This is a genomic window from Flavimarina sp. Hel_I_48 (assembly GCF_000733945.1).
GTDB lineage: Bacteria > Bacteroidota > Bacteroidia > Flavobacteriales > Flavobacteriaceae > Leeuwenhoekiella.
In genome coordinates this window covers 3351801-3378693 of record NZ_JPOL01000002.1, presented here as the reverse complement: position 1 = coordinate 3378693, position 26893 = coordinate 3351801, and the positions used below count along the sequence as shown (strand labels likewise).

Below are 26893 nucleotides of genomic sequence, written 5' to 3'. Positions count from 1 at the left end.
GCCCTTAAATTTCCTGCTTTTTAAGTAATAAAATTAGGTAATAAACATCTATTAAATATGATGAAAGCAGTAAGCCATCTATTTTTATCAAAACCTTAACCATTACATCCCTTACATTTCAAGAGTAATTAAAAAATCTAATTATCGCGTGAACAGAAGGCCACCGTAGGCAGGAACTGAAATACTGGCAGCCTGGGAATAATTATCGTAGTTCTCGTCAAAAGTCTCAAAATCACCTACGTAAACATTACCGAATTGCCAGTCATATCCTTCCCAACTTGTATTGAACTTGTTAATCCATTGACCCGGGCTTGGAACGCCTAGTTTATAATTGTCAAATTGATTGTTCGAAAAATTGAGCACAACCAGCACTCCATGATCTCTCGCTTCTGAACTGTAGCGATAATAAGCAAATATTTTATCCTTATTGTTTTTATGGACGATTTCAATTTCCTCACCTTGCAATCCCCAGGCAGAACCCTCTTTACCTGTCCGTAATTTTATTAAATCCTTGAATAATTTGGTTATTCCCTTGAATTTTGAGAATTTTTCCCAGTCCAGGCCATCATCATCCTTAAAATATCTGTCCGTCAAAAATTCCTGTCCCTGAAACAACATGGGAATACCAGGCGCGGTAAGGACGAGCACGGCACCTAAAACCGCTCTCTTTTTAGCAAATTCGCTATCTGCCTCACCCGGCTGAATCATTTCGGGCAAACGCACTTTACCATTGGCAACCTCATCGTGAGACTCGACATAAACAATACGCTGAAAGGTTTTACCGTTATATTTAAAGAGGAGAACTTCACTAACGATATCCAAATCCCTGTCACTATCATTCGTTTCCGAAAGTAATTTACGCATGGGATGAACAAAACCGGAGTCCCATTGCGAATTAAATCCAATACCGCCATTTTCAATCGCATTTGTCACCTCATCCTTTTTCATAAGATCTTCTGCAATTAGTAACTTTTCAGGATATTTATCTTGAATCTCCTTATTGATATCCCGCATCATCTGGACACCTTCCTCAAGTCTGTTTTCCATGCCCAGACCACCATCTGCTTCCCTAATAAACGCCGTGGCATCCCATCGAAGACCGTCACAATTAAAGCGCTCTAACCACATGAACGCATTATCCCTAATATACCTTCGCACTTCTTCCCTACCATAATCTGGCCTAGTACTTCCCCAGGGAGTCTCCGCTTTCCAGTCGTTGTAAAAATAGATCCCGCCCCGATCGTTTTCAGACCAACCATCAAAACGCCAAAGATCCAGATCAGAGGGGCCAAAGTGGTTGTAAACGACATCCATGATTACGGCAATGCCGATTTTATGTGCTTCATCAATGAGCCTCGCTAAAGCGTCCTGACCACCATAATCCTGCTCTATCGCAAACGGTGAAGAGGGATTATACCCCCAGGATTGCCCACCTGGAAATTCTGCAACAGGCATGATCTCTATACAGTTTATGCCCAGGGCGCGTAGATATCTCAAGTGGTTTGTGACAGAATCAAAGTCACCTACCTGATCTGCATGATTCCTGAAAAAGGTTCCTATATGAAGTTCATAGATCACAAGACTATTCCAGGAAGAAATCTTAAAGTCATTTACAGACCAATCGTGGTAATTCTTTGCAACGATACTGTTACCATTGCTATTAGTAACCTCTCTGGCATAGGGATCCATCTTATATAACTCCGTATCACCATTGCGTATATAAAATTTGTATTCGTCCCCTACTTTCGCATCAGACACCAGAGTAAACCAGTAACCATTGTCTTCAGAGAATAGTTCGTTTTTATCGTTTTGCCAATCATTAAAATCACCTACCACAAAAATCTGATGCGCATTTGGCGCCCAGACCCTAAAACCAACTCCTTCATCTGTTATAATGGCACCCATGCCCTCAACCTTGGAATTTTCACTCATAAAATTGCAATTATTTTTAGTTAAACCAGATACTATACTAACAAATCAACCACTAGAGCATATTTCAATTCTGAATCGGATCGCAGACCCTTTACAAGAACTATGGCTAGACAGCGATAAATTGAAGTATTTTTAAATAAACTCATATTCGTATCAGGGACTAAATTTATTATAATGGTTGTACCAGAATAACTATTTAGAAAAACCTTAACTAAGGATACCCAAAACACTTCATTCTATTACTGAAAGAATACTATTACCTCAAAATTCATTCCCAGGTATTGCCTACATATCTATTAAAGATAGCTGATCTCAACTTAGATAGTTATAAATGTCGTTTATATATAGATATATATGTTGAAATGCATTGACAATGAGTTTGACATATTAAATTTTAATTAATTATCATCCAAATGCAGAGAACAAGCTAAAAATTGCGTTTATTCGCTGATTAATTTGCTAATCAAATAGCTAAAATTTTAAGGAGTTAAATATAATGAGATGAGGGTTTTGGATAATTGAGCACGTTTTAAATACACATATTTTTCCGTTCTCAACCAGTTATTTACCGAATTCAACGTTAAAAAGGAGTTTTTGATCGAATTTAATTCAATTAATCATGGTCTCTAGTCTTTTTTTGGTGATATTTGGCGCGATGAACCCCTCATTATAATGATTATAACTATTCAAATATTTGCATAAGTATGTTTTTCAGCTGTGTATTCTAAATATATGAGTAGTTCTAAATTATTTTAATTCATATTGAAATTATTTAAGAACACATTTCATGATCGAAACTAAGAACGACGAAAAAATATGGCTTTCTTCCCCCCACATGGGTGGAAAAGAACAAGAGTTTGTAAACAAAGCCTTTGAAGAAAATTGGATTGCTCCACTAGGGCCAAATGTAAATGGCTTTGAATCTGATTTAGAAAAATACTTACAGGAAGGTACTCATGTTGCAGCCTTGTCTTCTGGAACAGCTGCACTCCATCTAGGACTACAATTAGTTGGTGTAACACGTGGTGATACCGTATTATGCCAGTCTTTCACTTTTGCTGCATCGGCAAATCCCATAATGTATCTGGGAGCTGAGCCTATATTTGTGGATAGTGAGAAAGACACCTGGAATATCTGCCCCGTACAACTTAGAGAAGCAATCGAAGCTTCTTTAGCCAAAGGAAAAAAACCAAAAGCGATAATTGGTGTCCATTTATATGGAATGCCATACAAAGTGGATGAGGTCCAAAAAATTTCAGAAGAATACAATATTCCCGTGATTGAGGATAGTGCTGAAGCTTTAGGCAGTCGCTATCATGGTATATCATGTGGTACTTTTGGAGACATTGCCGCATTATCATTTAATGGTAATAAAATAATCACTACTTCTGGCGGTGGTGCCCTGGTAAGCAGCAAACCTGAAATTAAGAAAAAAGCTATTTTCCTGGCTAGCCAGGCAAGGGATGATGCACCTCATTATCAGCATTCAGAAATAGGGTATAACTATAGAATGAGCAACATCACAGCTGGTATAGGGAGAGGTCAGATGATTGTGTTAGACGAACGTGTACAGGCAAGAAGGAGAAATTACGATTATTACGTTAAGCACCTTTCAAGTAAAGAAGGCATACATTTTCTCGATGAACCAAAGGATGTTTATTCAAACCGATGGTTATCGTGCATATTAACTGATTCTTTTGAACAGCGGGAAGAAATCAGAAAAGAACTCGAAACTTATAATGTTGAATCACGGCCGCTGTGGAAACCCATGCACATGCAGCCCGTTTTTAAAAATTGTCCCACTTTCAACAATGGTGTATCAGAAGAACTTTTTAACAAAGGTCTTTGCTTACCTAGTGGATCCAATCTTGAATTGGAACATTTAGAGAAAGTTGTGGAACTAATTAAAAAAATAGGGTAATGTTAAAACAGTATATAAGAAAAAATTCCGGAAGGTATGCTTCAAAATGGCTTGTTTTAGGTATTGATCTATGTATATCAGCGTCAATGTTTCTCATAGCTTATACATTACGATACGGTTTAACCTTTAATTTCAATACTGATAATTTTAAGATTCAATTACCATTCATGGTAATACTTTCTTTAGTAGGTTTTCTTTTAATAGGATCTTATAAAGGTGTTGTAAGACATACAGGTTTAAAAGATGTCCAATTGCTTTTTAAAGCATTGATACTTACTTTTTTGTTTGGCCTGCTCTTCAATATTTTCAATAATCTATATGGAAGTACAGATGACCTACACGTACCCGTATCTGTATTATGTATGTTCTTTCTTCTAAATATATTTGCGCTTACTTCAAGTAGATTCGCTTTTAAACATTTCTATTTATCCCTACATGAACAAATAAAACCCAAGAGAAACATACTTATCTATGGTGCTGGGGTTTCTGGTCAAATTACGCATACGGTAATGGGAAGAGATGGATCTGAATCGTATTCAATAATTGGTTTTATAGATGATAATCCTGGCAAAATAGGCAAGCAAATAAAGGGCTCTAATGTATATAAGAGATCTGATATTGACAGTCAGTTTATTAAGGAGCACAATGTTGAAGCTATTATTCTATCCATTCAAAACATAGATAGTAAAAAGATAATGAACCTCTCTGACACCATTTTGCAACTTGGTGTTAAGGTAAAAATAGTTCCTCCTGTTAATAAATGGATAGATGGAAGTCTCAATGCTTCACAAATCAAAGAGATCCAAATTGAGGATCTTCTAGATCGCGCACCAATCCTACTGGATAATATTAAAGTAGAACAAGAGCTCAGCAACAAGACAGTTATGGTTACTGGAGCGGCCGGTTCTATAGGTAGTGAAATCGTAAGGCAACTGTCCCATTACCCTTGCAAAGAACTTATATTAATAGATCAAGCCGAATCCGCCCTGTATGATCTACAACAGGAACTGAAGCAAAAGAACGTAATCAACTTTACGCCCATTGTTGCAGATATACGTGATTTTGAACGTATGAAAGTTATTTTTGAAGAGACGCGTCCTACAATACTTTTTCATGCCGCGGCTTACAAGCACGTTCCTTTAATGGAATCAAACCCTACCGAGGCTGTTAAAATAAATGTACTGGGAACACGCAATCTCGCCAATTTATCAATGAAATTTGAGATAGAAAAGTTTGTACTGGTATCTACTGATAAGGCGGTAAATCCTACAAATGTAATGGGAGCAACGAAGAGAGTTGCTGAAATGTATCTTAAATGCCTTCAAAAAGATTCTAAAACAAAATTCATTACTACAAGATTTGGTAATGTACTGGGATCTAATGGGTCTGTTATACCTCTTTTTAAGAAACAAATCAATCAAGGCGGTCCACTTACTGTTACGCATCCAGAAGTAACACGGTTTTTTATGACCATCCCAGAAGCATCACAATTGGTTATAGAGGCAGCGACAATGGGTGATGGTGGTGAAATTTTTATCTTTGATATGGGTGAATCAGTTAAAATTGTTGATTTAGCTAAAAAAATGATAACACTATCCGGCTTAAATTATCCTAAAGACATAAAAATCGAATTTGTTGGATTGCGACCCGGTGAAAAACTTTACGAAGAACTTTTAGCAACAGATGAAGGAACGCTACCTACACATCACAAAAAAATAATGAAGAGCAAATTTGCCGAGATTGATTGCGGTATCTTAAAAGAGAAGATCAATGACCTCTGCATTATTGATTCTTTTTCAATGGATAAAAACATTATTGTTAGTAAACTGAAGGAGATCGTACCAGAATATATTTCAAAAAATTCTGAATACGAGTTATTGGATCATAAAAAAAGCAATACCATAAAGGGGCCAGGCGGAAATTCTGTTGAGAAAACTTTAATTTCATAAACTCGTAATTAAATCCTAATTTTCCGCTTTTTCACACAACCCCATCTATTATGATAAAATCTTTATTTAGCTCAAGGTTACTATTGAGTTCTATTTTCGTATCCTTTTTATTATTTTCTTGTAGAAGCGTTCCAGAAGATGTCGTTTATTTTCAGGATCCTGGATACGGAGGTACAAATCCAGAAATGCTCATATCTACTACAGAACCCGTATTTAGAGCAAATGATCTTGTAAATATTTTGGTCTCTTCCCCTGTACCAAGCACAGCACAACAATTCAATTTAGGTCAAAGTATTGAAGTTGGCGCTTCTGGCACAACTAGTAGTGAACTTGATAACAACACACAAAGTCGTCCAGGAACGTACCTAATCGATAAAGACGGTAATATTGAATTCCCCGTCTTAGGCACGTTGCATTTAGGTGGATTATCACGAAACGAAGCTAAAAGATTGCTTTCTGAGAAGCTAAAAACCTATATCAGAAATCCAATTGTAAGTTTAAGGATCACTAACTTTCAAATAACTGTTTTGGGAGAAGTTGCCAGACCTGGCGTCTATCTTGTGCCTAATGAAAGAGTAACCGTTGTGGAAGCGATGGGTCTTGCAGGTGATATGACTATAACCGGTAAGCGGGAGAATATTTTAGTCCGAAGGGATATGGGTAATTCAATCAAAGAATTTAGGCTTGATATTACCTCTCCTCAAATAGCGAGTTCACCAGGTTATTTCCTAGAACAGAATGACGTTGTTTATGTGGAACCAAACGAAACCAAAGTTAAAAGTTCTGAGGGCAATATAAACACCTTGGGAATAGTTTTAAGCGTAGTATCTGTACTACTTACACTTACGAATATAATATTACGATTTTAATAGCATATGCCCTTAAAAGAATCTACCCCCATTTCTAGAAACACAAAGCCCAAAGAGTATAGTATAAATCTCCGAGAGGCCATTTTTAGCTATTTGCGAAAATGGCCGTGGTTTATACTTAGCCTCATTATTTTCGTAGGTCTGGCTTATACTTATTTGCGCTATTCTATACCAAAATATTCTGTTTATTCAACTATTTTGATTGATACGGAAGACGGTCCCGGAGCTTCAGAACTTGCTGTTTTTCAAGATCTGGGTTACACAGATCAGGCGCAAAACAAGATTGAAAATGAAATTCAAATCATACGGTCCCGTTCTATAATGAACGAAGTTGTAAAAAAACTGAATCTCAATGTTCAGCATTTCAGCGAAGGCAACGTCATCAAAACAGAGAACTATCCAGAAGGAATCGTTAAGATAAACTTTCTTGCGTCTGACTCTTTGATTTATACTAAATCAAAGACATTTCATATAAAGATAAAGTCTAAAACGAAATTCGAACTTGCCAATAACAGTGATGAAAAAGGAAAGATTCACTCTTTCGGTAAAAAAATAACCACTTCAATAGGAGATATTATTTTGACGCCATCAGCCGTTGATATAGAAAATTATATTGATAAAGAGGTAGAAATACGCGTTCTTCCTTTATTGGCTGTTTCGGAAAATTACAGGAATAAGATCAACATCGGACTAATGGAAAAAAGTCCATCAGTTCTAAAGATCTCTCTTTCTGATCCTGTCGAAGAAAAAGCGAGGGACATCGTAAATACACTTATAAAAACGTATAACGGTATTACTGTTGAAAACAATAAGTCCGTCGCATCTAAGACAGCGTCTTTTATCAATGATAGGATTGCCCTTATTACTTCAGACCTTTCTGCGGTAGATACTGATGCAGCACAGTTTAAAGCCAGTCGCGGATTAGGTGTGGATATTAATTCACAAGCGCAGCGCATGGCAGAGAGCAATTTACAGGCCAGTAAAGAAATTGCATCTTTGAGTACAGAACTTGAAATAATATCAAGTATTAAAAATACGGTTTCAAATCAAGGAAGATCCTATCAGATCATACCTGGTAGTCTCGGTTTTTCAGATCCTTCTGTGAATAGCATTATCAGCCGTTACAATGATCTAGTTCTCGTAAGGGACAGATTGCTGGAGGGCGCGACAGAGCAGAATCCTAATATCGTTAATCTCGATCAACAACTGGGGAACCTGAAATCGTCTTTAATTTCAAGTCTAGGGAATCTCGAGCAATCCACGAGAATAAAACTTAATAGCATACAAGCTCAGAATGAGGGATATAGCAGTAAAATCTACTCCGCACCACAGCAACAGCAGGCGCTAAATGAAATTGAGCGTCAATCAAATGTAAAGGAGCAGATTTACGTCTATTTACTTCAAAAAAGAGAGGAAGCAGAAATTTCTAGTGGGGTACCTGCTCCTAATGCGAAAATTATAGACCCTGCAATTGTCACCCGTTCTGGGTCTATATCGCCACCTCGTAACGTTATCTACGGTGGAGCAGTTGCTATGGCACTTTTCTTACCATTTCTATTTATTTATGTAGGTAGTATGCTCAATGTTAAGGTGCAAACGAGGGAAGACTTAGAAAAGGTGCTTAGCACGCCTATTATAGGCGATATACCCAGGGCAAAACGTCGTTTCAAAGGATTAATATCCACAAATGATAGATCACCGCTAGCGGAATCTTTTAGGATCTTAAAGACAAACCTCAACTTTTTAATGACGGGAAGTAGTGCAGACAAAGGAAAAATAATTTTCCTTACTTCTACAATCTCAGGAGAAGGAAAGACTTTTATATCAGCCAACTTAGCAAAAACGCTTTCCTCATCAGGAAAACGTGTTTTACTTCTTGGGGCAGATCTTAGAGATCCTAAGCTGCACGAAATTTTTGATCTTCCGCAAAAGAAAAATACATTGGGACTTACTTCTTATCTTACAGATAGCACCATAGAAGCAAAAGATATGATCCTTAAGGATTTGAATAAAGATATGAATTTTGATCTAATTCCTTCTGGCCCTATACCTCCCAACCCTGCAGAACTGCTTGAGAGTTCTAAAATGCGGGTCCTAATGGAATACTTGAAAAATACTTATGATTATGTAATCGTAGATACGGCTCCCGTTCATCTTGTAACCGATACGCTGCTAATCAGTAAGTTTTCAGATACCATAATTTATGTGGTGCGAGCAAATTATCTTGATAAGCGCCTACTCCCGGTTCCTGAATCTTTATATCAAGAGAAAAGACTACGTAATATGGCTGTACTGCTCAACGATACCAACTATGAAGCGGGTTATGGATATGGTTATGGATACGGTTACGGGAAGTAATCTTAGTTAGAAAGTAAACGGTAATACCTTACAGAAAACGGTTGAAAAGGTCTTAAAACGGCTATTTTCAGCCGTTTTTAGGTTAAAATAAGCCGTTTTTAGAGCATATAAACGATGACTGAATGATGTGAACTATGTTCACAATGAGATTTTAAGCTCGATCCAGAACTAAATGAAATTGAAATGAATAATACTACTTGTTAATAACGAGGTGAAAACTACTAATTTTTATGGAAACTACATTTTAAAGTATATAGGTTATAATAGTTCACTAAGGGAAATTAGAAAATGATTTGGGAGATGTGTACTTTTTTCAAAATTTGTAGAATCAACATGTATATTAAGTCCGTTATCTATTAAACCTATGGTATTCCAGCCTCTTTTATTTGGAGTGATAAAATCTTTTTTTAGATTGTCCCCTATATAATAGTACTTAGTTGAATTAAAATATTCTTCTACAGCTATAAAATTTTTTTCCGAAGGTTTTTCACTTCCCAATTCTTCGGAAATAAAAGCTTTTTCGATCCATTCTTCCAATCCTAAAGCCTCTATTTTATTGCGCTGGCCAATAGATCTTCCATCAGTAAGCACCGCGATATGGGCACCTTTTTCTTTTATACTATTTAGAAGCCCTTTTACTTCATCTGACAGCACAATTTTAGGTTTATGCTGTCTATAAAGCTGTAATAGTTCATCAATTTCTACGTCGAATTGACTGGTAATAAAATCAAAGACATTTTTTTTCTCCCTGTACAAAGCAAACATTTTTGCATATGTTGCTTGCCACTGCTGCCCGCTTACATTCCGGGCGATTTCCGTATAGGCAGATTTGAGATAATCTATCTCTTTGTACAACGTATCATCGAGATCGAAAACAAAAGTATGATCAGAATTAATGTTGGAAATCATGAACTAAAATTTCATTATCATATCGCAACATAAGCAAGTTGCTTTCCCAGGTATCAAAGTTATTTTCAACTTCCTTGTTGAAAATATATTCATCAATAATCCATTTAGGGAAATTTGCACCTGCGAGGTATGAAAGTGGATATCCACCACCAAAGCGAGGGTTCACTTCTATTCCCACTACACGATCTCCATCTTTTTCTTTAAAAAATTGTGCGGTCAGACAGCCTCTTGCCCCTTCCACGAAAGACATTTTCTCTTTTATATAGGGAACAAGGGCGTTGTGTTCCGTAAGGCCTTTATTGACTTCTCCATCTCTAACTTCAATACGTTTACGTGGTACTGCGCATTTTAAATACCCTTGTTTATCATAGTAAAGATCACAAGTATATTCTTCAAAACGCTGTGGTGATATATATTCCAAAAACATAAAACGCTCTTCCTGAAAAAAGCGTTCTTCCATAAATTTCTTTTCTTCTACTAAAAAAGTATCAATACTTCTACTTCCATCTGAAGGTTTAATAAAAAGCGGAAACTCATAAGCATCTTTTGTAAATTCCCTGGCAACATCAATACGCATTTCAGTAAAGAAATCGTGAATTACGCGTTTGTCCCTACATTTATGTATAAACTCTTTATCACAAATCACAGGTGTAATACCAGCTTCCAGAAAAATGTTTTTATATTCTGCGAGAATCAGTAACTCTGTATCAATTGTAGGAATTATAAGTTGGATATCATTTGATTTACATATATCAAGAAGCGTCTCAACGTAAGAAGAGTCACCTACCCTGGGCACTTTAAAAGAGGCATCTGCAACCTGGCATGCAGCAGAAAGATCAGGATTTGCATCTGTGGCCAGAACCCGTGCGTTGGGATTTTGCTTTGTTGCTTCCGTCTTAAATATTTTGACTAAGGAAACTCTTTTCCCTGCAGATGTTATCAGTATATTCATTAAGTCTTTATTTATAGGATAAGCTAAGCTTTATCTATTTAAGAACCGCAAAATAACCCTTTTCTAAGAAAAAAGAAAGCAGATCGCACATGAAGAAAATTGAAAAAATAGAGTATTATTCAATTCTATTCTTTGAAAAGCTCCTTGAAAATTAATCCGAAAAGCTATTATTCTAAATTTGAAAAAAGTTTATTAATAAGTATTGAACGAATTAATTTTGATTAATAGTGCCTTTTGACTGATTTCTCAACTGTTTTGCACCTTTTTTACCCTCAAAGCTCCGCTTTCTTTCTTTTTCAGTTCGGTTTTAATCTTAGTCATCATTTGTTATAAGCATAAACTTCCTTCTGAAACATTTATCCTACAAAGATAAGAAGTCCACATTACACTTTATCTATGTAATTAGCACTATATCGATTAAATTAAAATTCTAAAACTTAAAACTAAAGCTGGCATTGCTTGCTGTAAAAATATCACCAGCCCCTCACTTTAAGGAATTAAAGCATTATCTTTGGCAATTATTTAAAAAAAATAAATTTTATTTTAAATTTTGAAATGTCAGACGTAAAAGTGCTCATTTCTAGATTTTAAGAAGAATTTAAAATCCCACAATACCTATACCTCGTATAGAATGTGAGAAAACTAAACCCAAAATATATTTATTACTAGCTCATGATCACTAAAAACTACGTTATCACTCTGCTTTACCTCAAAAAATCGCTTTTTTATTTACTTTTAATTTTTTTCATGGGCACTGTTTATTCCCATGAAAAAGGAGTAATTCCTTCTAATGATGCCTTAAACCTACACTTGCAAGAAACAGCGAGCCTAAACTTTTCAAAAAGTAGTCTTTCTTTTAGTGGGCAGCAAGGAAATGCCATTGCAAATCAAAGTGTAACGCTAACGGCAAGCGAAGGAAATCCTTCCATTGTATTATCTGACGATCCAGATTCCTCTGGATGGTTAATTTTACCTACAAATCCTTCCCTGGGCGTTCTTAGTTTTGGCATTAAAGAAAATCTTGCTCCAGGCACATACAGTACAACTGTTTTTGCAATAGATCAGCCCGACCAAGGATACACGAATGCGGAAATCTCAATAAATGTAACTATCTCGGCAAGTCAAACAGGCCCAACAATAGCTACAAATGTTGACGAACTGATTTTTGAAATCGTAACAAACAATCAGGCAAATAATACTGATACTAAACAGCTTTCCATTACAAATACCGGAAATGAAAATCTTATCATAGATGCTCTCAATATATCCGGAAATTTTTCAGCGCAATGGAGCGCAGTACCAAACGCTTCTAACCAAACTATCTCCCCGGGGGCATCTAGAAATTTTGATGTGACCTATGCTCCAGAACGAAACAACTCTAATTTGGGTTATCAGGATGCGCTTTTAACTATTGTAAGCAACTCGGTAAATAACACTAATAATACTATAGGATTATATGCCTTAAAGAAAACAGGACTTGAAGGAGATTCTGAACCAGCGTTGCAAGATGTGGTCAATACTCTGGGAATAGGAATAGATGTTGGTTGGGAAACACTGGCAGATGGTACGGAAACTGTCTTAAAAGGGGATGAGGTTTTTGTTCAGAAATGGAAGAAAATTGAAAATAAACTTATAAATATTACTCCGGTAGGGAGATATTCACCTGAAGAATTTCTTCCATTTGGGTGGTACACTACTGGTGGCGGAGAGCCGCAGATCAATGAAATAGGAGTCTTGGCCAATGGTCTTTTAAATGCCCAGCGTCTCTATCCACCTATATCATCTGGAAATACAATTTTTGATCCGGGCACGGCAGATTTCGGTATCTATGTTTTTTCAAATTCTTTTGACCGGTATAATTATTCTGAAGATGGGTTGAATGGAGATGGCACAATTCGTCGTGTACGTACCTATCCCGTAAAAGACAGACAAGGCGTAATTGTTGAGAACAGCTATCTCATTACCTTTGAAGATGCCAGCAATGGTGACTATCAGGATTATATGTTCTTAATAGATAATGTAACACCTGTTTCCTTACGCCCTATAATTACCTTTAATACTACTGAATTTATTGGTGATGCCATCACAGCTGGTGATAACACCTCCATACAAGCTATCTCGATTACCAATACAGGAAATTCAATATTATATAATATTGGAGCATCTGTTGGTGGAGCATCTGCACAACAATTTAGTTTTAATGGACTTCCGAGTCAACTTAATCCTGGAGCAACGGCGAATTTTAATGTAGTTTTCAACCCTTCCTCAAACGGTCCTCAGTTTGCTGATCTCAAAGTAACGGGAACAAATGCCGTAGCTGTATCTTTACCGCTTCGAGGTTTGGGCAAGGCAGGGAACGGTGGGACAAACGAACCATCACTTCAGTGGATTCTTGATACTCAATTAGGTACTGGAGTTATAAACGTAGGGGATACTAATGCAACTACAAATATTATTGATTTGCCTGCTGGATCTACTTACAATGAACTTTTTGGAGATGAAATTGAAGGGCAGTTGTTCCAAAAATCCGGTGATCAGGCAGTTGATGTAGAAGTCCTGGGGACATTTGGTCCAGAACAAAACAATCCGGTAGTTCGCTTCGGGTGGTATACCGAAGGAAATGCGACTCAGGAAAATGAAATTGCACAGGTATCAAATGCTAATGGCAATGGGCAACGACTTAATCCCATGGTTAATGGAACGCTACAGTTTGATCCTTCTTCAAGAAGTTTTGGATTTTACAGTTCATGGCCCTTTTTCAATAATAGAACATTGTATAGTGAAGATGCCCTAAACATTTTTACAGATGCTATTCCGCATCACGTGCGCACATACAAGTTACCCAATGAGCAGAACGCCTATATAATCGTTACGGAAGAGCATATTTCAGGTTTCGATTATCAGGATCTGGTACTCCTGGTTCGTAATATAAAACCAGCGCCTGCTCAACTTGATGGTCTTAAAATTAATTTTTCAGATGCTGGAACCCCTGCACCTTCGGGATACTTAAGAGATAGTGGAAACGCCTTTGGCGATAGAGGAAATGGAAGTAGATACGGTTGGTTAAATGCTAACGACAATACTCCTGCCGATGTAAGCCGCAATACAAGAAATAGAAAGATAAGTGGTGTCTCGACGTTACAGAACACCTTTACTCACATGCAATATGGGAGTTTTTCCAATGATTCCAGTCTGGGCTATTTGCCAGATGCTAAATGGGAAATTGAATTACCAAATGGAACCTATGAGGTTACAGTAAGCGTAGGTGATCCAGAAGTAAGCCCGCGGACTAATGAAGTACCCCAGCATACAATAAATGCAGAATCTGCAACCATTATAAACAAATTTGTACCCAGCGGCCCAACGGGTGCCGCTTCTAACTTTTCTACCGTAACCAGAATTGTAGTCGTTCAGGATGGCAGGCTTAGTCTTAGTCCTTCAGGAGGTTTTAATACAAAAATAAATTTTGTTGAGATTGAACCTACTACTCAGGACCTACCCTACTTTACAGGTGTAACACCTAATGATAATGCAACGGATGTACCCATAAGGGAGTTTCAAATCACTGTGGACATATTTGTACCTAACGGTTATGAATTAGATAAAACCACCACGGGGGGTAATGTTCAATTGTTTGAGATAAGTAATTCTGGAGAGGAAGTTTTGCTTCCCACAAATGCTAATGATACAGGAGGGGGCGATGCAATTACGTTGACACCTAGAAATCAATTAAAAGAATTCACTTCTTATGTATTTAGAATAAATGACGTAGAAGCAAACAGAGTCAATGATTTGAACGACAGGCTTGATTTTGTTCCATTTGAGTCTAGTTTTACCACAGGAGCTTTAGAAGATATACCTACCCCTACGCGCGATCTTAGTGGTATTAAGTTTACAAAAGTACAAGGAGGTGAAGGTTTAGGAGAAGGTACTCGTGATCAATTGTTTTCAAGTCTTGTCATAGGCCCAGATGGTAAACTTTACGCCAGCACTTTGGGCAATTTTCAATCAGATGGAACTATTCAGCGTTGGGACATAAAAGGTGATGGAACACTCACCAATCTAGAAATATTAAGACCAAATTTAAAAGGGGCACCGCATCCTGAGACGGGAGCAAATAATAATAATGACAGAATAATTATAGGCCTGGTCTTTGATCCAGCTTCTACCGCTGATAATCTTATCGCCTATATTACGCATAGTACAGCTTCGGTTACCAATGGGCCTGAATGGGATGGAGTAGTTTCTAGACTAAGCGGTCCTAATCTTACCAATGTGCAGGATATTATTGTGCATTTGCCCAGATCTATAAAAGATCACCTTACCAACAGCATCATTTTTGACAACGAGGGAATGATGTATATCAGTCAGGGCAGTAATACTGCCGGGGGCGCACCTGACCCTGCCTGGGGTCAACGTAAAGAAAGATTGTTGTCTGGAGCGGTTTTAAAGCTTGACTTTAATAAACTTCCTGCTGCCCTCCCCCTTGATGTATATACCACAGATAATATCGATGTTATCAATAGTGCGCCGTCAAATCGTATAGCGATGAGCGATGGATCATATAATCCATATGCTACAAATTCACCCTTGACGATTTTCGCTACAGGAATACGCAATACATATGATTTGCTTTGGCACTCTAATGGTTGGTTGTATATGCCTACTAATGGTACTGCAGGAAATAACATCAATTCCCCTGTTACGCCATCAACGTCTTCTTATAAACTTGCAAGACGCATAGATGGCAGGACAACAGTTAAAAATGCACCGCAGATAAAGGGTGGTGAAACACAAAAAGACTGGTTATTCAAAACAAGGGGAGGTTCTTATCATGGCCATCCCAATCCTTACCGCGGTGAGTTCATATTGAATCATGGAGGACTATCTTATAGCGGACTTCCAGGCCAGAGTGAATCTTCCCATATTGATGTACAGAAATATCCCCGTGCACTTGGTCCCGATGTTAATTATTTAGAACCAGCTTATGATTTCGGCTTCAATAAATCACCTAACGGCGTTATAGAATATAAAGGTGACGCATTCGGAGGTCGATTAAAGGGTCTTATTATGGTTGTTCGTTTTAGTGGACAAAATGATTTACTAGTCATGAACCCTGAAACTAATGGTGATATCAGTGAGGTTTATATGGACATTCCAGGTCTTTCTGGATTTGATGACCCGCTGGATGTTATAGAAGATCCTCAAACAGGAAATCTATATGTCTCTGAATATGATCGTGATCAAGATGGTGTATCCAGATTGACATTATTGAGAGCGGACGATCCTGATTCACAGAGACCTGAAATTACAACTAGTGTAAGGGAATTGCTTTTTGAGACTACAATAAATAATCAGGGAGTAAAAACTCAGACTAAAGAGATTATAATTTCAAATACAGGTCTTTCTGATTTAGTGATTAGCGATATAGCGCTGCAAGGGGACTTTGCTTCCCAGTTTAACGATTTGGATTTTAATGGAACACAGACCATTGCTCCAGGTCAAAACATTACCTTGTCAGTAACATATGCACCAGATCAAAATACAAATGATCTGGGATATCAAAATGCTGAAATTGTAATATCAAATAACAGTGAAGAAAATCCCACCTATACCATTGGTCTCTACGGACTTAAGAAAGAGGGCCTTGAGGGAGATTTTGAACCTTCATTGCAAGATATAGTTAACACATTAGGAATAGGTATAGACGTAGGTTGGTCTGGTTTGACTACCACTACAGAGCCTACCCTTCAGGGAGATGAAATACAATTCAGTCAATGGATTCAAGCGACAGACGCTCCCATAACCATGACTCCAGTGGGAAGGTATTCCCCTAGTGAAAAATTACCCTTTGGATGGTATACTACTACTGATGGTTTAGAGAGAAATCAAATAGGGGTTCTTGAAGATGGTTTAACTAATGCACAACGCCTTTATCCGCCTTTGGCATCTGGAGATACTATATTTAACCCACAGGGTTCCCTATTTGGACTTTATGTCTTTTCACAATCATTTGATAGGTATAATTATACCCAGGATAGCCTAAATACAGATGGAGTTCTACACCGGGCACGCTCCTATCCATTAAAAGATAGACAGGGCAACTTGATTGACAATAAATACCTAATCACCTTTGAAGATGCAACAAATGGGGATTATCAGGATTATATTTTCATTCTGAGCAACGCAATTCCATTCAATCAAGGTGACCTTGCCTTAAGTTTTGACAAGAAAAATATTAGTTATTTAAGTCTTCCCGGAAGTGGTAATCCTCCTGTCAAGGATGTTACGCTGTCAGCAAATGGATTCTTAAATTCTAATAGCATTGATCTCACATCTTCTCAACCCTGGGTAATTATACCTGATGAGATTTCACTGGATAATCCCTTTGAAATAGGTGTTAATACCCAAGGTATGACTCCAGGTCAATATACGGCTACGGTTGTCGCCAAACTAGAAGATTACAAGCAAGCAACCCTAAATATTGTCGTTAATATTACGAATGACCTTAACTATACTTATGAATTTAATTTCCAGGATATCGATGAGAAGGAACAGTCCCCTGCATCTTATTCAGATGATTTTGGACTTCCTTATAATGGCAGGGCCAGTTCCTATGGTGACCTTACCTTTGGATGGGTGCTACCCAATACACGCACCCCGGCAAGTTCAGTCGTAAATGGAAGGAACAGAAATACTGGAATTAATGACGATGTTCTGTTAAAAACGTTTTCTCAAATAGGTCACCGCGATCAAAATCTGTATCCTACAAATGATTGGATCGTTAATCTTCCTAACGGAAGCTATGCAGTAAATATTAGTGTGGGTGATCCAGATTTTTCTGATAGCAATCATGTGCTTGATGTTAATGGAGAGACTGTTATCGCTTTTGATCAACAAAACGACAATCCAGAAGGTCTAACCTATTTTGAGAACACTGCAGAAGTTACCGTTAGAGATGGTATCCTAAGACTTTCTCTAGGTGAAGGGGGTGTCAATGCAAAAGTTAATTACATTCGGATTGCTCCAATGGCAGCTCCACAGACACCACCTCAGGTAACCGCCAGCTTTGACGGTGTAGAAAATGAACTCAATAACTATAGAGGAAGTGTTAATATTTCGCTAGATGCTAAAACCGTTAACAATGACGGCACTATAAGCAGCTTACAATACTCCCTGGATGGCGCCAATTATCAAGCATATAATGCGCCTCTGACGGTAAATACTACAGGTGATCATATCTTATTAGTAAGAGCAGAAGACAGTAAGGGTGTTTCAGTTATCAATAATTATTACTTTACCGTTTCCCCTGCATCTAACGCAATTCTCTATGTAGAGAATATGACAAAAATACCTGGTACAAATCAAGGTTTTCCTGCAGATGACTACTATACATTCTATAGACTGGGGGATCCCGGTAGAGCGATAACTCATGAAAATAATATTCTAAGAATCAATAATACGGGTACAGCTAATCTTATTGTATCTAATATTACAATAAGTAACACGCGTAATTATTCATTTTCCTACGTTAGTTCCAATACTGATGTAACACTACCCCTTAGTATTGCGCCCGGCCAATTTGTAGATCTAAATATTAAGTTAATAGGATCAACCACTAATGGTCAAAATAAAATTTTCAAGGAAACCATTGCCATTGAGACGAATGCTGATAACAGTAGTAAATTTATTTCTACACTTCATGGAGGCTTTGCCCCTCAACCAGAAAATGGTCCTAATTTCATAAGCGATGAAATCAATGCCCAGGAGGTTTTTGATGCCTTTGGGTATAGAACCAGTATGCGAAGCATTGTAAATGACAGGGGAACAATTACTCCCGTCAACCCTAATCCTACGCGCCCCAGCTCTAACGCACCTCTTGCTGAAAATATCAATGCGGGGTATGAGGGCGATCTTATATATGCAGAGAGTTTTGTACAGGTTGATAAATCTACTCCCATACGAATTCTTCAACTTTCCGCTTTTCACGGTTATACACCTGCAAGCTTAAAGTTTATTTCAGTTAATGGTACGGGAATCGTGGGGGGTGTAAATGCAGTACACACGTCGCCTTATTATCAAACCTTATTGCCTAAAAATTCAAAAGGTGAAATCAATAATGCCGTTGTAAACAGTATAAGTACTCCCTTTCGTATTGCGGTTGAAAATTATCTCAATACAGGTGGTAACGATCTAAGGGGTACAGATCCTGCAGTATTGGGACTACGTGTTTATAAAGTTATAAATCGAGACGGTGAAATTGTTCCTAATCAGTATATCGTCCTGCAGGATTATGTACAGAACGGCTGCGGGGCTGGTTCTGCCAACTGTGACTGGAACGACAACACTTTTTTAATTACTAACGTTAGACCACAGGAACAACCAAGCGTTTCCAAAATTGCCCCGTACTACGCCTATCAGGGTGAAGCCTTCTCTTACAGTTTGGCAGACTCATTTCTACGAGGTTATGCTGGTAATCAGTTCCGTTTTCGAGCAGTTCCATCTGGAGGATCAGAACAACCTTTATGGTTAAATTTTGATCCTTTGACAGGTACTTTCAGTGGCACGCCACCTGAAAACGCATTAGATTCTTATACCTTTACGATCACCGCAACTGATACAAATGGTATAGAACTTACCGAAGAATTTACGCTCTTTACCATTGAGCGTGGAGCACTAAATGATTTTTCACTTCGTATAAATGCTGGTGGCCCAACCCTGAACTATCAGGAAAGGGAGTTTGTATCAGATCGCTTCTTCACTGCAGGGGAAGGTTATACAAATGGTCGCGCTCAGGTTCCTACCCTTTATCAATCAGAACGAAGTGAAGACTTAACTTTTGGCTATAGTATTCCTGTTCCTGATGATTACACATATAAAGTTACCCTCCATTTTGCCGAAATATATTGGGGCGCAACAGGCGGTGGTGCCGGAGGCGTTGGTAAGCGCGTATTTGATGTAAAAGTGCAGGACTCGTTAGTACTGGATAACTACGATATAACAGCAGATGTGGGTGCGCAAACGCCAGTTGTAAAAACTTTTGAGGCTACGGTTAGTAATGGAAAGATAAATATTGAACTTTCTTCACTTGCAAGTACTGGTGGTACAGATTTCCCTATGCTTTCCGCATTGGAAATCGAACCTATCGCTCGTATAAATTCAAGTCCACAGGCAATTATTTCTGCAACTCCAGTTTCTGGCGCGGCGCCGCTGGAAGTCGATTTCATAGGTAATGCATCTACAGACGATATTGGCATAGAAAAATATGAGTGGGTGATTGATGATGAAATTGTATCAACCCTTGCTGATTTTCAGTATCTATTTGAAGAAACCGGTGTATATACAGTGACACTTACCGTTACAGATGCTGAAGCCTTATCCAATAGTGCCAGTATTGATATACGTGTAAATGTAGATGGGGAGAATGCTGCTCCTATTGCTATAGCTTCCGTAAGCCCAGCATCTGGTAATGCACCATTAGATGTGATTTTTACCGGTAGTGCTTCTACAGATGATTTTAGCATTGAAAATTATGTTTGGAGGATAGGTGATTCCCTCGTATCGACAGAACCAGATTTCCCATATACCTTTACCGAAGCAGGCAACTATACTGCTAGTCTAACAGTTACTGACGCAGAAGGTCTTTCAGACATGGTGGTCCTGGAGATCAAGGTCAGCAGCGCTACAGGTAATAATCCTCCGGATGCCATTGCAATTGCAGACAAAACCTTAGGCGTAGCTCCCCTATCAGTAAACTTTACTGGTAGTACATCTATTGATGATGTACGAATTGAAAGTTATGTATGGAAGGTGGACGATTCGATCGTTTCTACCGCTCCAGATTTTAATTATAACTTTTTGGAAGTTGGCAATTACAAGGTGGTCCTGACCGTATTGGATGAAGAAGGTTTATCAGACACAGCAGCATTAACGATTACTGCTTCAAGTCCTGATGGTAATACCGCTCCTAATGCTATAGCCACAGCAAACATTACCCAAGGTCCGGCGCCACTCTCGGTAACCTTTACAGGTAGTAATTCTACAGATGACCAGGGGATCGTAAGCTACGAATGGCAAATTGATGGTAATACGGTTTCTACAGATCCTAATTTTACCAACCTATTTGAGCTTCCAGGTAATTATAGGGTTACTTTGATCGTAGCAGATGCCCAGGGATTGACGAACAGGGCAACCTTAAACATTGTGGTTACAACGGCAAATGGAAACGAACCTCCCAAGGCGGTAATTACCTCTTCTGAAATAGGTGGAAACGCCCCATTCTATGTAGAATTTTCTGGTAGCAGCTCCACAGATGATGATGCTATCGTGTCCTATGAATGGAGGATTAATGGCAATGTAGTTTCAGAGAGTATTGATTTTGATTATACGTTCCCTGAGCAGGGTATATATGAAGTATCCTTAACGGTTACAGATTCTGAAGGTCTTACGGATACCGAAACCATACGTATTGATACCAAACAGGATGGTCCTTTCTCCATCATGATTTATCCTAATCCTGCTACAACGCAGATTACAATACGAATGGAAAATGCACCGGCTAAAGCTAAGGCTGCAATGATCGTAGACGCCAGGGGAAGAATAATACACACGTATGATCTTCCACAGGATCAGGAAGAAACAATCTATCAGATTCCGTTACCCATCCTTGCGGCTGGTATGTATATTATCGTGATAGATGATATGGACGGAAATGAATACATAGAACGCTTAATTGTAAAAAATTATTAAACGTCACTAAATTTTAATATTCAAAAAAGATCCCCAGCTGGGGATCTTTTTTTTTGCTATTCTCAGTATTCTGAAGTACACCATCTTATAAAGGAGAGAATAAAAAAGGAAAAGGATAATAAACTTTTTTAAGAATTATCAAAATCCCGTTATTCAATTGTAGTGACCGTATTTAATCTCTTCCAACTCCGATTTGTAAGATAAATATTTCGATTTATAGGACAATTACTCAAAATGTATTGCAATGATGTATTTAAACCTATATATTGCACACTTAATCTATAAATCCCCAATTTAATGCGAACCAAAATAGTTAAATGGAATAGTGCGCGTTCATTTCGCATGATTTCCTGTGCCGGTCTTCTCTTATTTTTAAGTTTTAACACTATACCCGTTGAAAAAAGTCCGATAAAAAACAAGGTGTCAACCTTTGAGTTGTATTATACATCTATAAATTTCCAAAATCGGGATGTCACGCAACCTAGCGGTTACGTAAAAGATTATGGTAAAGCCTTTGGTACTTCATCAATATCTGCCATAGGAAAAACTTTTAATTACGGATGGAAAAGTGTAAAAACGCAAGCTCCGTTAGATATTTCTGAAGACGATCCCAACAATGGAAATGGGGTAGGAAGAAATCGACTGGGCAACGATTATACTACAGCTAGTCCAGCAGAACAACTTGAAGGTACTTTCATTCATTTTCAAGGTAATCATATTGCTGCATGGAAAGATCAACCACGCGGGCAGGAAGTATATTGGGAACTTGAAGTTCCTAACGGTTATTTAGAAGTTACAATGAGTTTTGGTGAAAAAGGCATTTATACAGACAGCCGGCACACTGCTACGGTAGAAGGATATAGCATCATAGCCGCTTTTGAGCCAAACCCACAAGAAACGCGAACGGTAACAATGCTCGTAGAAGTAAAAGATGGAGCGCTTACAGTGGAAAGTACCGGGGCCTACAACAGTAAATTGAATTTTATCAAAGTAGAAGAAATTGTGCACGATGATAATGCTGCAAATGCAATGCTCGGTTTCGTCCCACAAACTAAAAATCTAAGTCTGATTACTGGTGTAGATCAAGGTACGATTTCCACAGTACTGACAGGTGAAGGAGCAACCTCCGTTGGTCTAATAATTCAAGATGACATGATTGTGGAAGGAGGTGAACTTCTCAACGCCAATGACTGGATTTCTTTGCCTCCTAATCCTACTATTGGTAAACTTGATTTTGCGGTGGATGCTACCGGAATGATGACTGGAGATACCCGTAGCAGTAGCATTATTGCTACAGCTGCCGGTTTTAAACCAACTACGTTTAATGCCTCTCTGGCCATCGTTGCAGGTTGTTCCCCTTTGAGTCTTTTACCTTGTAATGAACTGGTGACAACTGTACCTTTTAATATCACCTTTGATGGCAGCCAGAACGGTTTGAAAGATGCAAATGGCGTCCTTACCGGTCTCACAACCGCGGCACCGCATAGTGCTTCCCGACTCAGTGAAGATCAATCTGCCTCCTATCCTTCCGTTAATGGCTATGAGCCTTCAAAAATTGTGGTCAACAATGAAAATCTCACATTGACCGCAACAAAAGGCCTTGCGGCACTGGGGGAAAATAGACAGGTGAATACACTTGGTGTGGCATTGCAGAATCTGGATAAACCTTTTTTAATTGAGACCCGTATTCTCAATCTAAATATGCCAGCAACTGGTGATGTCCAGGCGGGATTGAATTTTGGCTTCAACGAAAATTTCTTTGTTAAACTTATAGTTCTCAATGGAAATACTATTCAGTTGAAAAAAGAAATTGATAGTCAATCTGCCAGTGGATTTAACAATGCCGATAATATTACGGTTGAAAATCTAGATCTTTTAAATAAAGATGTAGCGCTGCAGCTTGTTTTTGACATCCAAAATAAAACGGTTTCGGCATATTATTCCCTCAATGGTAATGAGTTCATGCTACTTAACTTTTTAGGCAATACCACACTTGATGTACCAGATGCACTTATGGCAGGCCGCACGAGTCCTAATGAACTTGCCGGCGCCAACCTTGCCAGTATTTTTGCATCTTATAATAAAGCATCAACTAGCTTCAATACTACTTTTGATTATTTTAAAAGTGAGGATGCTTCGGAAATGCTGAGTACCCAGCAACCGAAAAAATCATTTACGGAATTCCAGGTTTACCCTAATCCAGTTAAGGATAACTTGAACATCCGCATAAGTGCAAAACATGATGATCCCATTAAAACAATATCCATTTATGATATGCAGGGAAGACTGGTGAACACGTATGATGCGCTTTCGGTTAGAACTTCTTCCGGCTTTAAAGTTGTCACGGGAAATCTTGCAAACGGCATTTATATTTTACGCCTTAAAGGAATCAATGGTTCAACAGTTCAGGCAAAATTCAGTAAAAGTAATTAAGTGATAAACTGGTATTTATAGTCAAAAAACCGACTATTTCAGCTCCATTTATTCCATTTTAATAAATATTTTACCTTTCCCAGGTCTATTTTTGAGTCCAAAAAGCCAGTTTTCTACAATGGTAACTGGCTTTTTCATTTTTATGGATTCCATTTATGGTTTTTAATTCACATTCAGCTTGACCTCAAGAATTGTAGGTTGTTCTCCATTGGCTTCATTTGAAATGTAAAGCGTTCCTTCTGGGCTAAAGGTGATTCCCTCTGGCTGTAAAAACTTTCTTTTATCAAAGAGATGAATATTCTTGAGTTTGCCCTTGGCATCAAAAATCAATAATTTAGGATTCACGCCTTCAAGAACGTAATAATCTTTTGTGAAAGGATGAATGGCAATGGCAGAAGGACGAACCGTTTTATACTTTTTCTTTTGTTCAAAATCTTTAAAAGCTTTTAGCTTCATATCAATTTTCAACAATGGAATCTCTTTTGCTTTCTTAGTATCGAGTGAAAAGGTATAAACCCCCTTATACTTGTCATCATTGGGATCGCGATCTTTTGGTACGATTAAAAGCCTGTTATTTGCCACATCTACCGTCATGGCCTCTACATTACTTTTCTTTAAAAAGTCAAGATCGTAACTATTAACCTCTGGCTTTTTGTCCCTATAATTACGAATTTCATACAATTTACCGTCGCTACGTATAACATAGGCCGTAGTTCCGTTTACGGTTATATCCTCGTAGTCACCACTACCTGAAAATTTAATTTGTTGTGTAATCGTATCTGCTTTAAGATTATAAATAAAAACAATACCATCCTCGTCCTGAATGGCTGCTATCTCGTCATTTCCTATCCAGCTGATCCCAGACACTTCTTCTAAGATATCTGGCAGGGTCCACATATTTTCTATGGAGTAGGTAATATCTTCAGGTGGCTCATAAGCGGTAAAACGACTGCTAAATGCAAAAATCAAACCTGCCGAAAGCAATAGCACCGCACCTATAATCCATAATTCCAATCGTTTCATTGTTGTTGTTTTAAAAAGTAATACTTCCATTTTTCCACTAAAAAGGGTGAATTAAGTTGCAATTTTCTGGTTAATCTGGACATTTAGAAATACTACAATTCCTGTTTAATTGATCAAAATGCACTCACAAATGGGGTTTTAAGCTAAAAAACTGCCTTAAAAAGCGGAAAATACGCTCTTTAGGCAGCTTTTTTAAATATTAAAAACCTTAATTCAAAGCTCTAAAAGAGATTTATTTCTTCTTTAATTTCAATGAAAAAAGATCTTTTCTACGGTCATTGAGGTTGTGTACACTTCCAAATTGATTGAGTTCTTTTAGGAGATCTACATCAACATCTGCCACAAGGATCATTTCTGCATTAGGTGTTGCTTCTGCTTTCACTCCGTTTGTGGGGAATTGAAAATCGCAGGGCGTAAGCACCATACTCTGGGCAAACTGCATATCCATATTATGTACTTTTGGAATATTGCCCACGCTTCCGGCAATAGCCACATAACACTCATTTTCTACTGCACGCGCCTGGGCACAGTGCCGTACACGGCTATAACCATTTTGAGTATCGGTAAGGAAAGGCACAAAAAGAATATCCATGCCCTGATCTGCAAGAAGACGGCTTAGTTCTGGAAATTCTACATCATAGCAGATCAATATTCCTATTTTACCACAATCTGTATTAAAAGTCTTTAGCACGTCTCCCCCGTTCATACCCCATACTTTCGCTTCGTCTGGAGTCACGTGCAGTTTATAAAATTTCTCTACAGAACCGTCCCGTTTACATAGAAATCCTACATTATAAAGACTTCCATTTTCAAGATAGGGCATGCTCCCGGTAATAATATTGATATTATAGGAAATTGAAAGTTCTGAAAATTTATCCCTGATCTGCTCTGTATATTTAGCGAGTTCCCGTATGGCGTCAGCTTCGGAAAGGTGATTGTAGGCGGCCATAAGCGGAGCGTTAAAAAACTCCGGAAAAAGGGCAAAATCTGATCGATAGCCTGATATGGTGTCAATAAAATATTCTGCCTGCTCTATGAGTTCGTCAAAGTTCTTATATGTACGCATTTGCCATTGCACCAGTCCCAGACGTACTACTGTCTTGGTAGCAATAGGTTTCTTCTGCGGCTTTTGATAATAGATATTATCCCATTCTAATAGCGCTGCATATTCTTTTGATGCTTTGTCACCTTCCAGGTAATTTGTAATTACCCTCTTGACGTGAAAATCATTGTTTAGCTGAAAATCGAGCACGGGATCGTTAATTTCCCGGGTTCGCACATTTTCAATGTATTCCTTGGGCGTCATTTTATCTGCGTACTTGTGGTAATTGGGCAACCTGCCACCAAAAATAATACGCTCCAGATTCATGTTTTCACACAACTCTTTACGATAATCGTAAAGCCTGCGGCCTATGCGCATACCACGGAATTCGTGGGCGATAAAGATATCTATCCCATAGAGTACATTCCCTTTTGGGGTATGCGTACTAAAACTTTCATTGCCCGTAATCTGAAGATAGGTATGATGGTCTGAAAATTTGTCATAATCTACAATAATGGACAGCGCACAACCGGCAATCTCCCCATTCACCTTAACAACTACCTGCCCTTCTGGAAATATACGTACCAACTTCTGTAGGTCAGCTTTTTTCCAGTAGGGATCTGGAATGGAAGGATAAACGGCGATCATTATCGCTTTTAATGACTCAAAGTCCTTAACTTTAAGGTATTCAATTTCAATTTTATCTATTTTTTCTACCTTCTCTTTATCTACTGTTTCTTCTATCATGTCTTCTGT

Annotated in this window: 11 protein-coding genes; 6 read left to right on the top strand and 5 right to left on the bottom strand. The window is 38.1% G+C overall.

All coding sequences use genetic code 11. The features are described 5' to 3' along the window. Positions 1-141 precede the first annotated feature (141 nt). Complete coding sequence (locus P162_RS14540; RefSeq protein WP_031428395.1) at positions 142-1932, bottom strand: alpha-amylase family glycosyl hydrolase; 1791 nt, start codon at positions 1930-1932, stop codon at positions 142-144. Positions 1933-2719: 787 nt separating this feature from the next. Between P162_RS14540 and P162_RS14535 the strand changes: the two genes are divergently transcribed. The 4 genes from P162_RS14535 (at position 2720) to P162_RS14520 (ending at position 9029) form a co-directional block, all read left to right on the top strand. Then, complete coding sequence (locus P162_RS14535; protein ID WP_031428394.1) at positions 2720-3853, top strand: DegT/DnrJ/EryC1/StrS family aminotransferase; 1134 nt, start codon at positions 2720-2722, stop codon at positions 3851-3853. 167 nt (positions 3854-4020) lie between these two features. Continuing rightward, complete coding sequence (locus P162_RS14530) at positions 4021-5802, top strand: nucleoside-diphosphate sugar epimerase/dehydratase (RefSeq protein WP_316931612.1); 1782 nt, start codon at positions 4021-4023, stop codon at positions 5800-5802. Between the two features lie 50 nt (positions 5803-5852). Next, the gene (locus P162_RS14525; RefSeq protein WP_241077785.1) at positions 5853-6671 is read left to right on the top strand and encodes a polysaccharide biosynthesis/export family protein; all 819 of its coding nucleotides are present in this window, start codon (positions 5853-5855) and stop codon (positions 6669-6671) included. A 6-nt stretch (positions 6672-6677) separates the two neighbouring features. Continuing rightward, a complete protein-coding gene (locus P162_RS14520; protein ID WP_051907928.1) occupies positions 6678-9029 on the top strand; it encodes a GumC family protein in 2352 nt (783 codons plus the stop codon). Between the two features lie 258 nt (positions 9030-9287). Here P162_RS14520 and P162_RS14515 read toward each other — a convergent pair whose 3' ends face one another. Together P162_RS14515 and P162_RS14510 are read right to left on the bottom strand one after the other, a co-directional pair. Then, the gene (locus P162_RS14515) at positions 9288-9938 is read right to left on the bottom strand and encodes an HAD family hydrolase (RefSeq protein WP_031428388.1); all 651 of its coding nucleotides are present in this window, start codon (positions 9936-9938) and stop codon (positions 9288-9290) included. Next, entirely contained in the window at positions 9922-10890 is a 969-nt protein-coding gene (locus P162_RS14510; protein WP_031428386.1) for an ATP-grasp domain-containing protein, read from the bottom strand. Before P162_RS14510 ends, P162_RS14515 begins: the two co-directional genes overlap by 17 nt. A 747-nt stretch (positions 10891-11637) precedes the next feature. Between P162_RS14510 and P162_RS14505 the strand changes: the two genes are divergently transcribed. Then, complete coding sequence (locus tag P162_RS14505; protein ID WP_164076266.1) at positions 11638-21639, top strand: PKD domain-containing protein; 10002 nt, start codon at positions 11638-11640, stop codon at positions 21637-21639. A 297-nt stretch (positions 21640-21936) separates the two neighbouring features. Then, complete coding sequence (locus P162_RS14500; protein ID WP_081868438.1) at positions 21937-24072, top strand: T9SS type A sorting domain-containing protein; 2136 nt, start codon at positions 21937-21939, stop codon at positions 24070-24072. 162 nt (positions 24073-24234) lie between these two features. Here the strand turns inward: P162_RS14500 and P162_RS14495 are convergent, their stop codons facing one another. After that, a complete protein-coding gene (locus P162_RS14495; protein WP_031428383.1) occupies positions 24235-25095 on the bottom strand; it encodes an SdiA-regulated domain-containing protein in 861 nt (286 codons plus the stop codon). 232 nt (positions 25096-25327) lie between these two features. Next, positions 25328-26884 carry a bifunctional GNAT family N-acetyltransferase/carbon-nitrogen hydrolase family protein gene (locus P162_RS14490; protein WP_031428382.1) on the bottom strand — a complete coding sequence of 519 codons (1557 nt, stop codon included), beginning with the start codon at positions 26882-26884 and terminating at the stop codon, positions 25328-25330. Positions 26885-26893 lie beyond the last annotated feature (9 nt).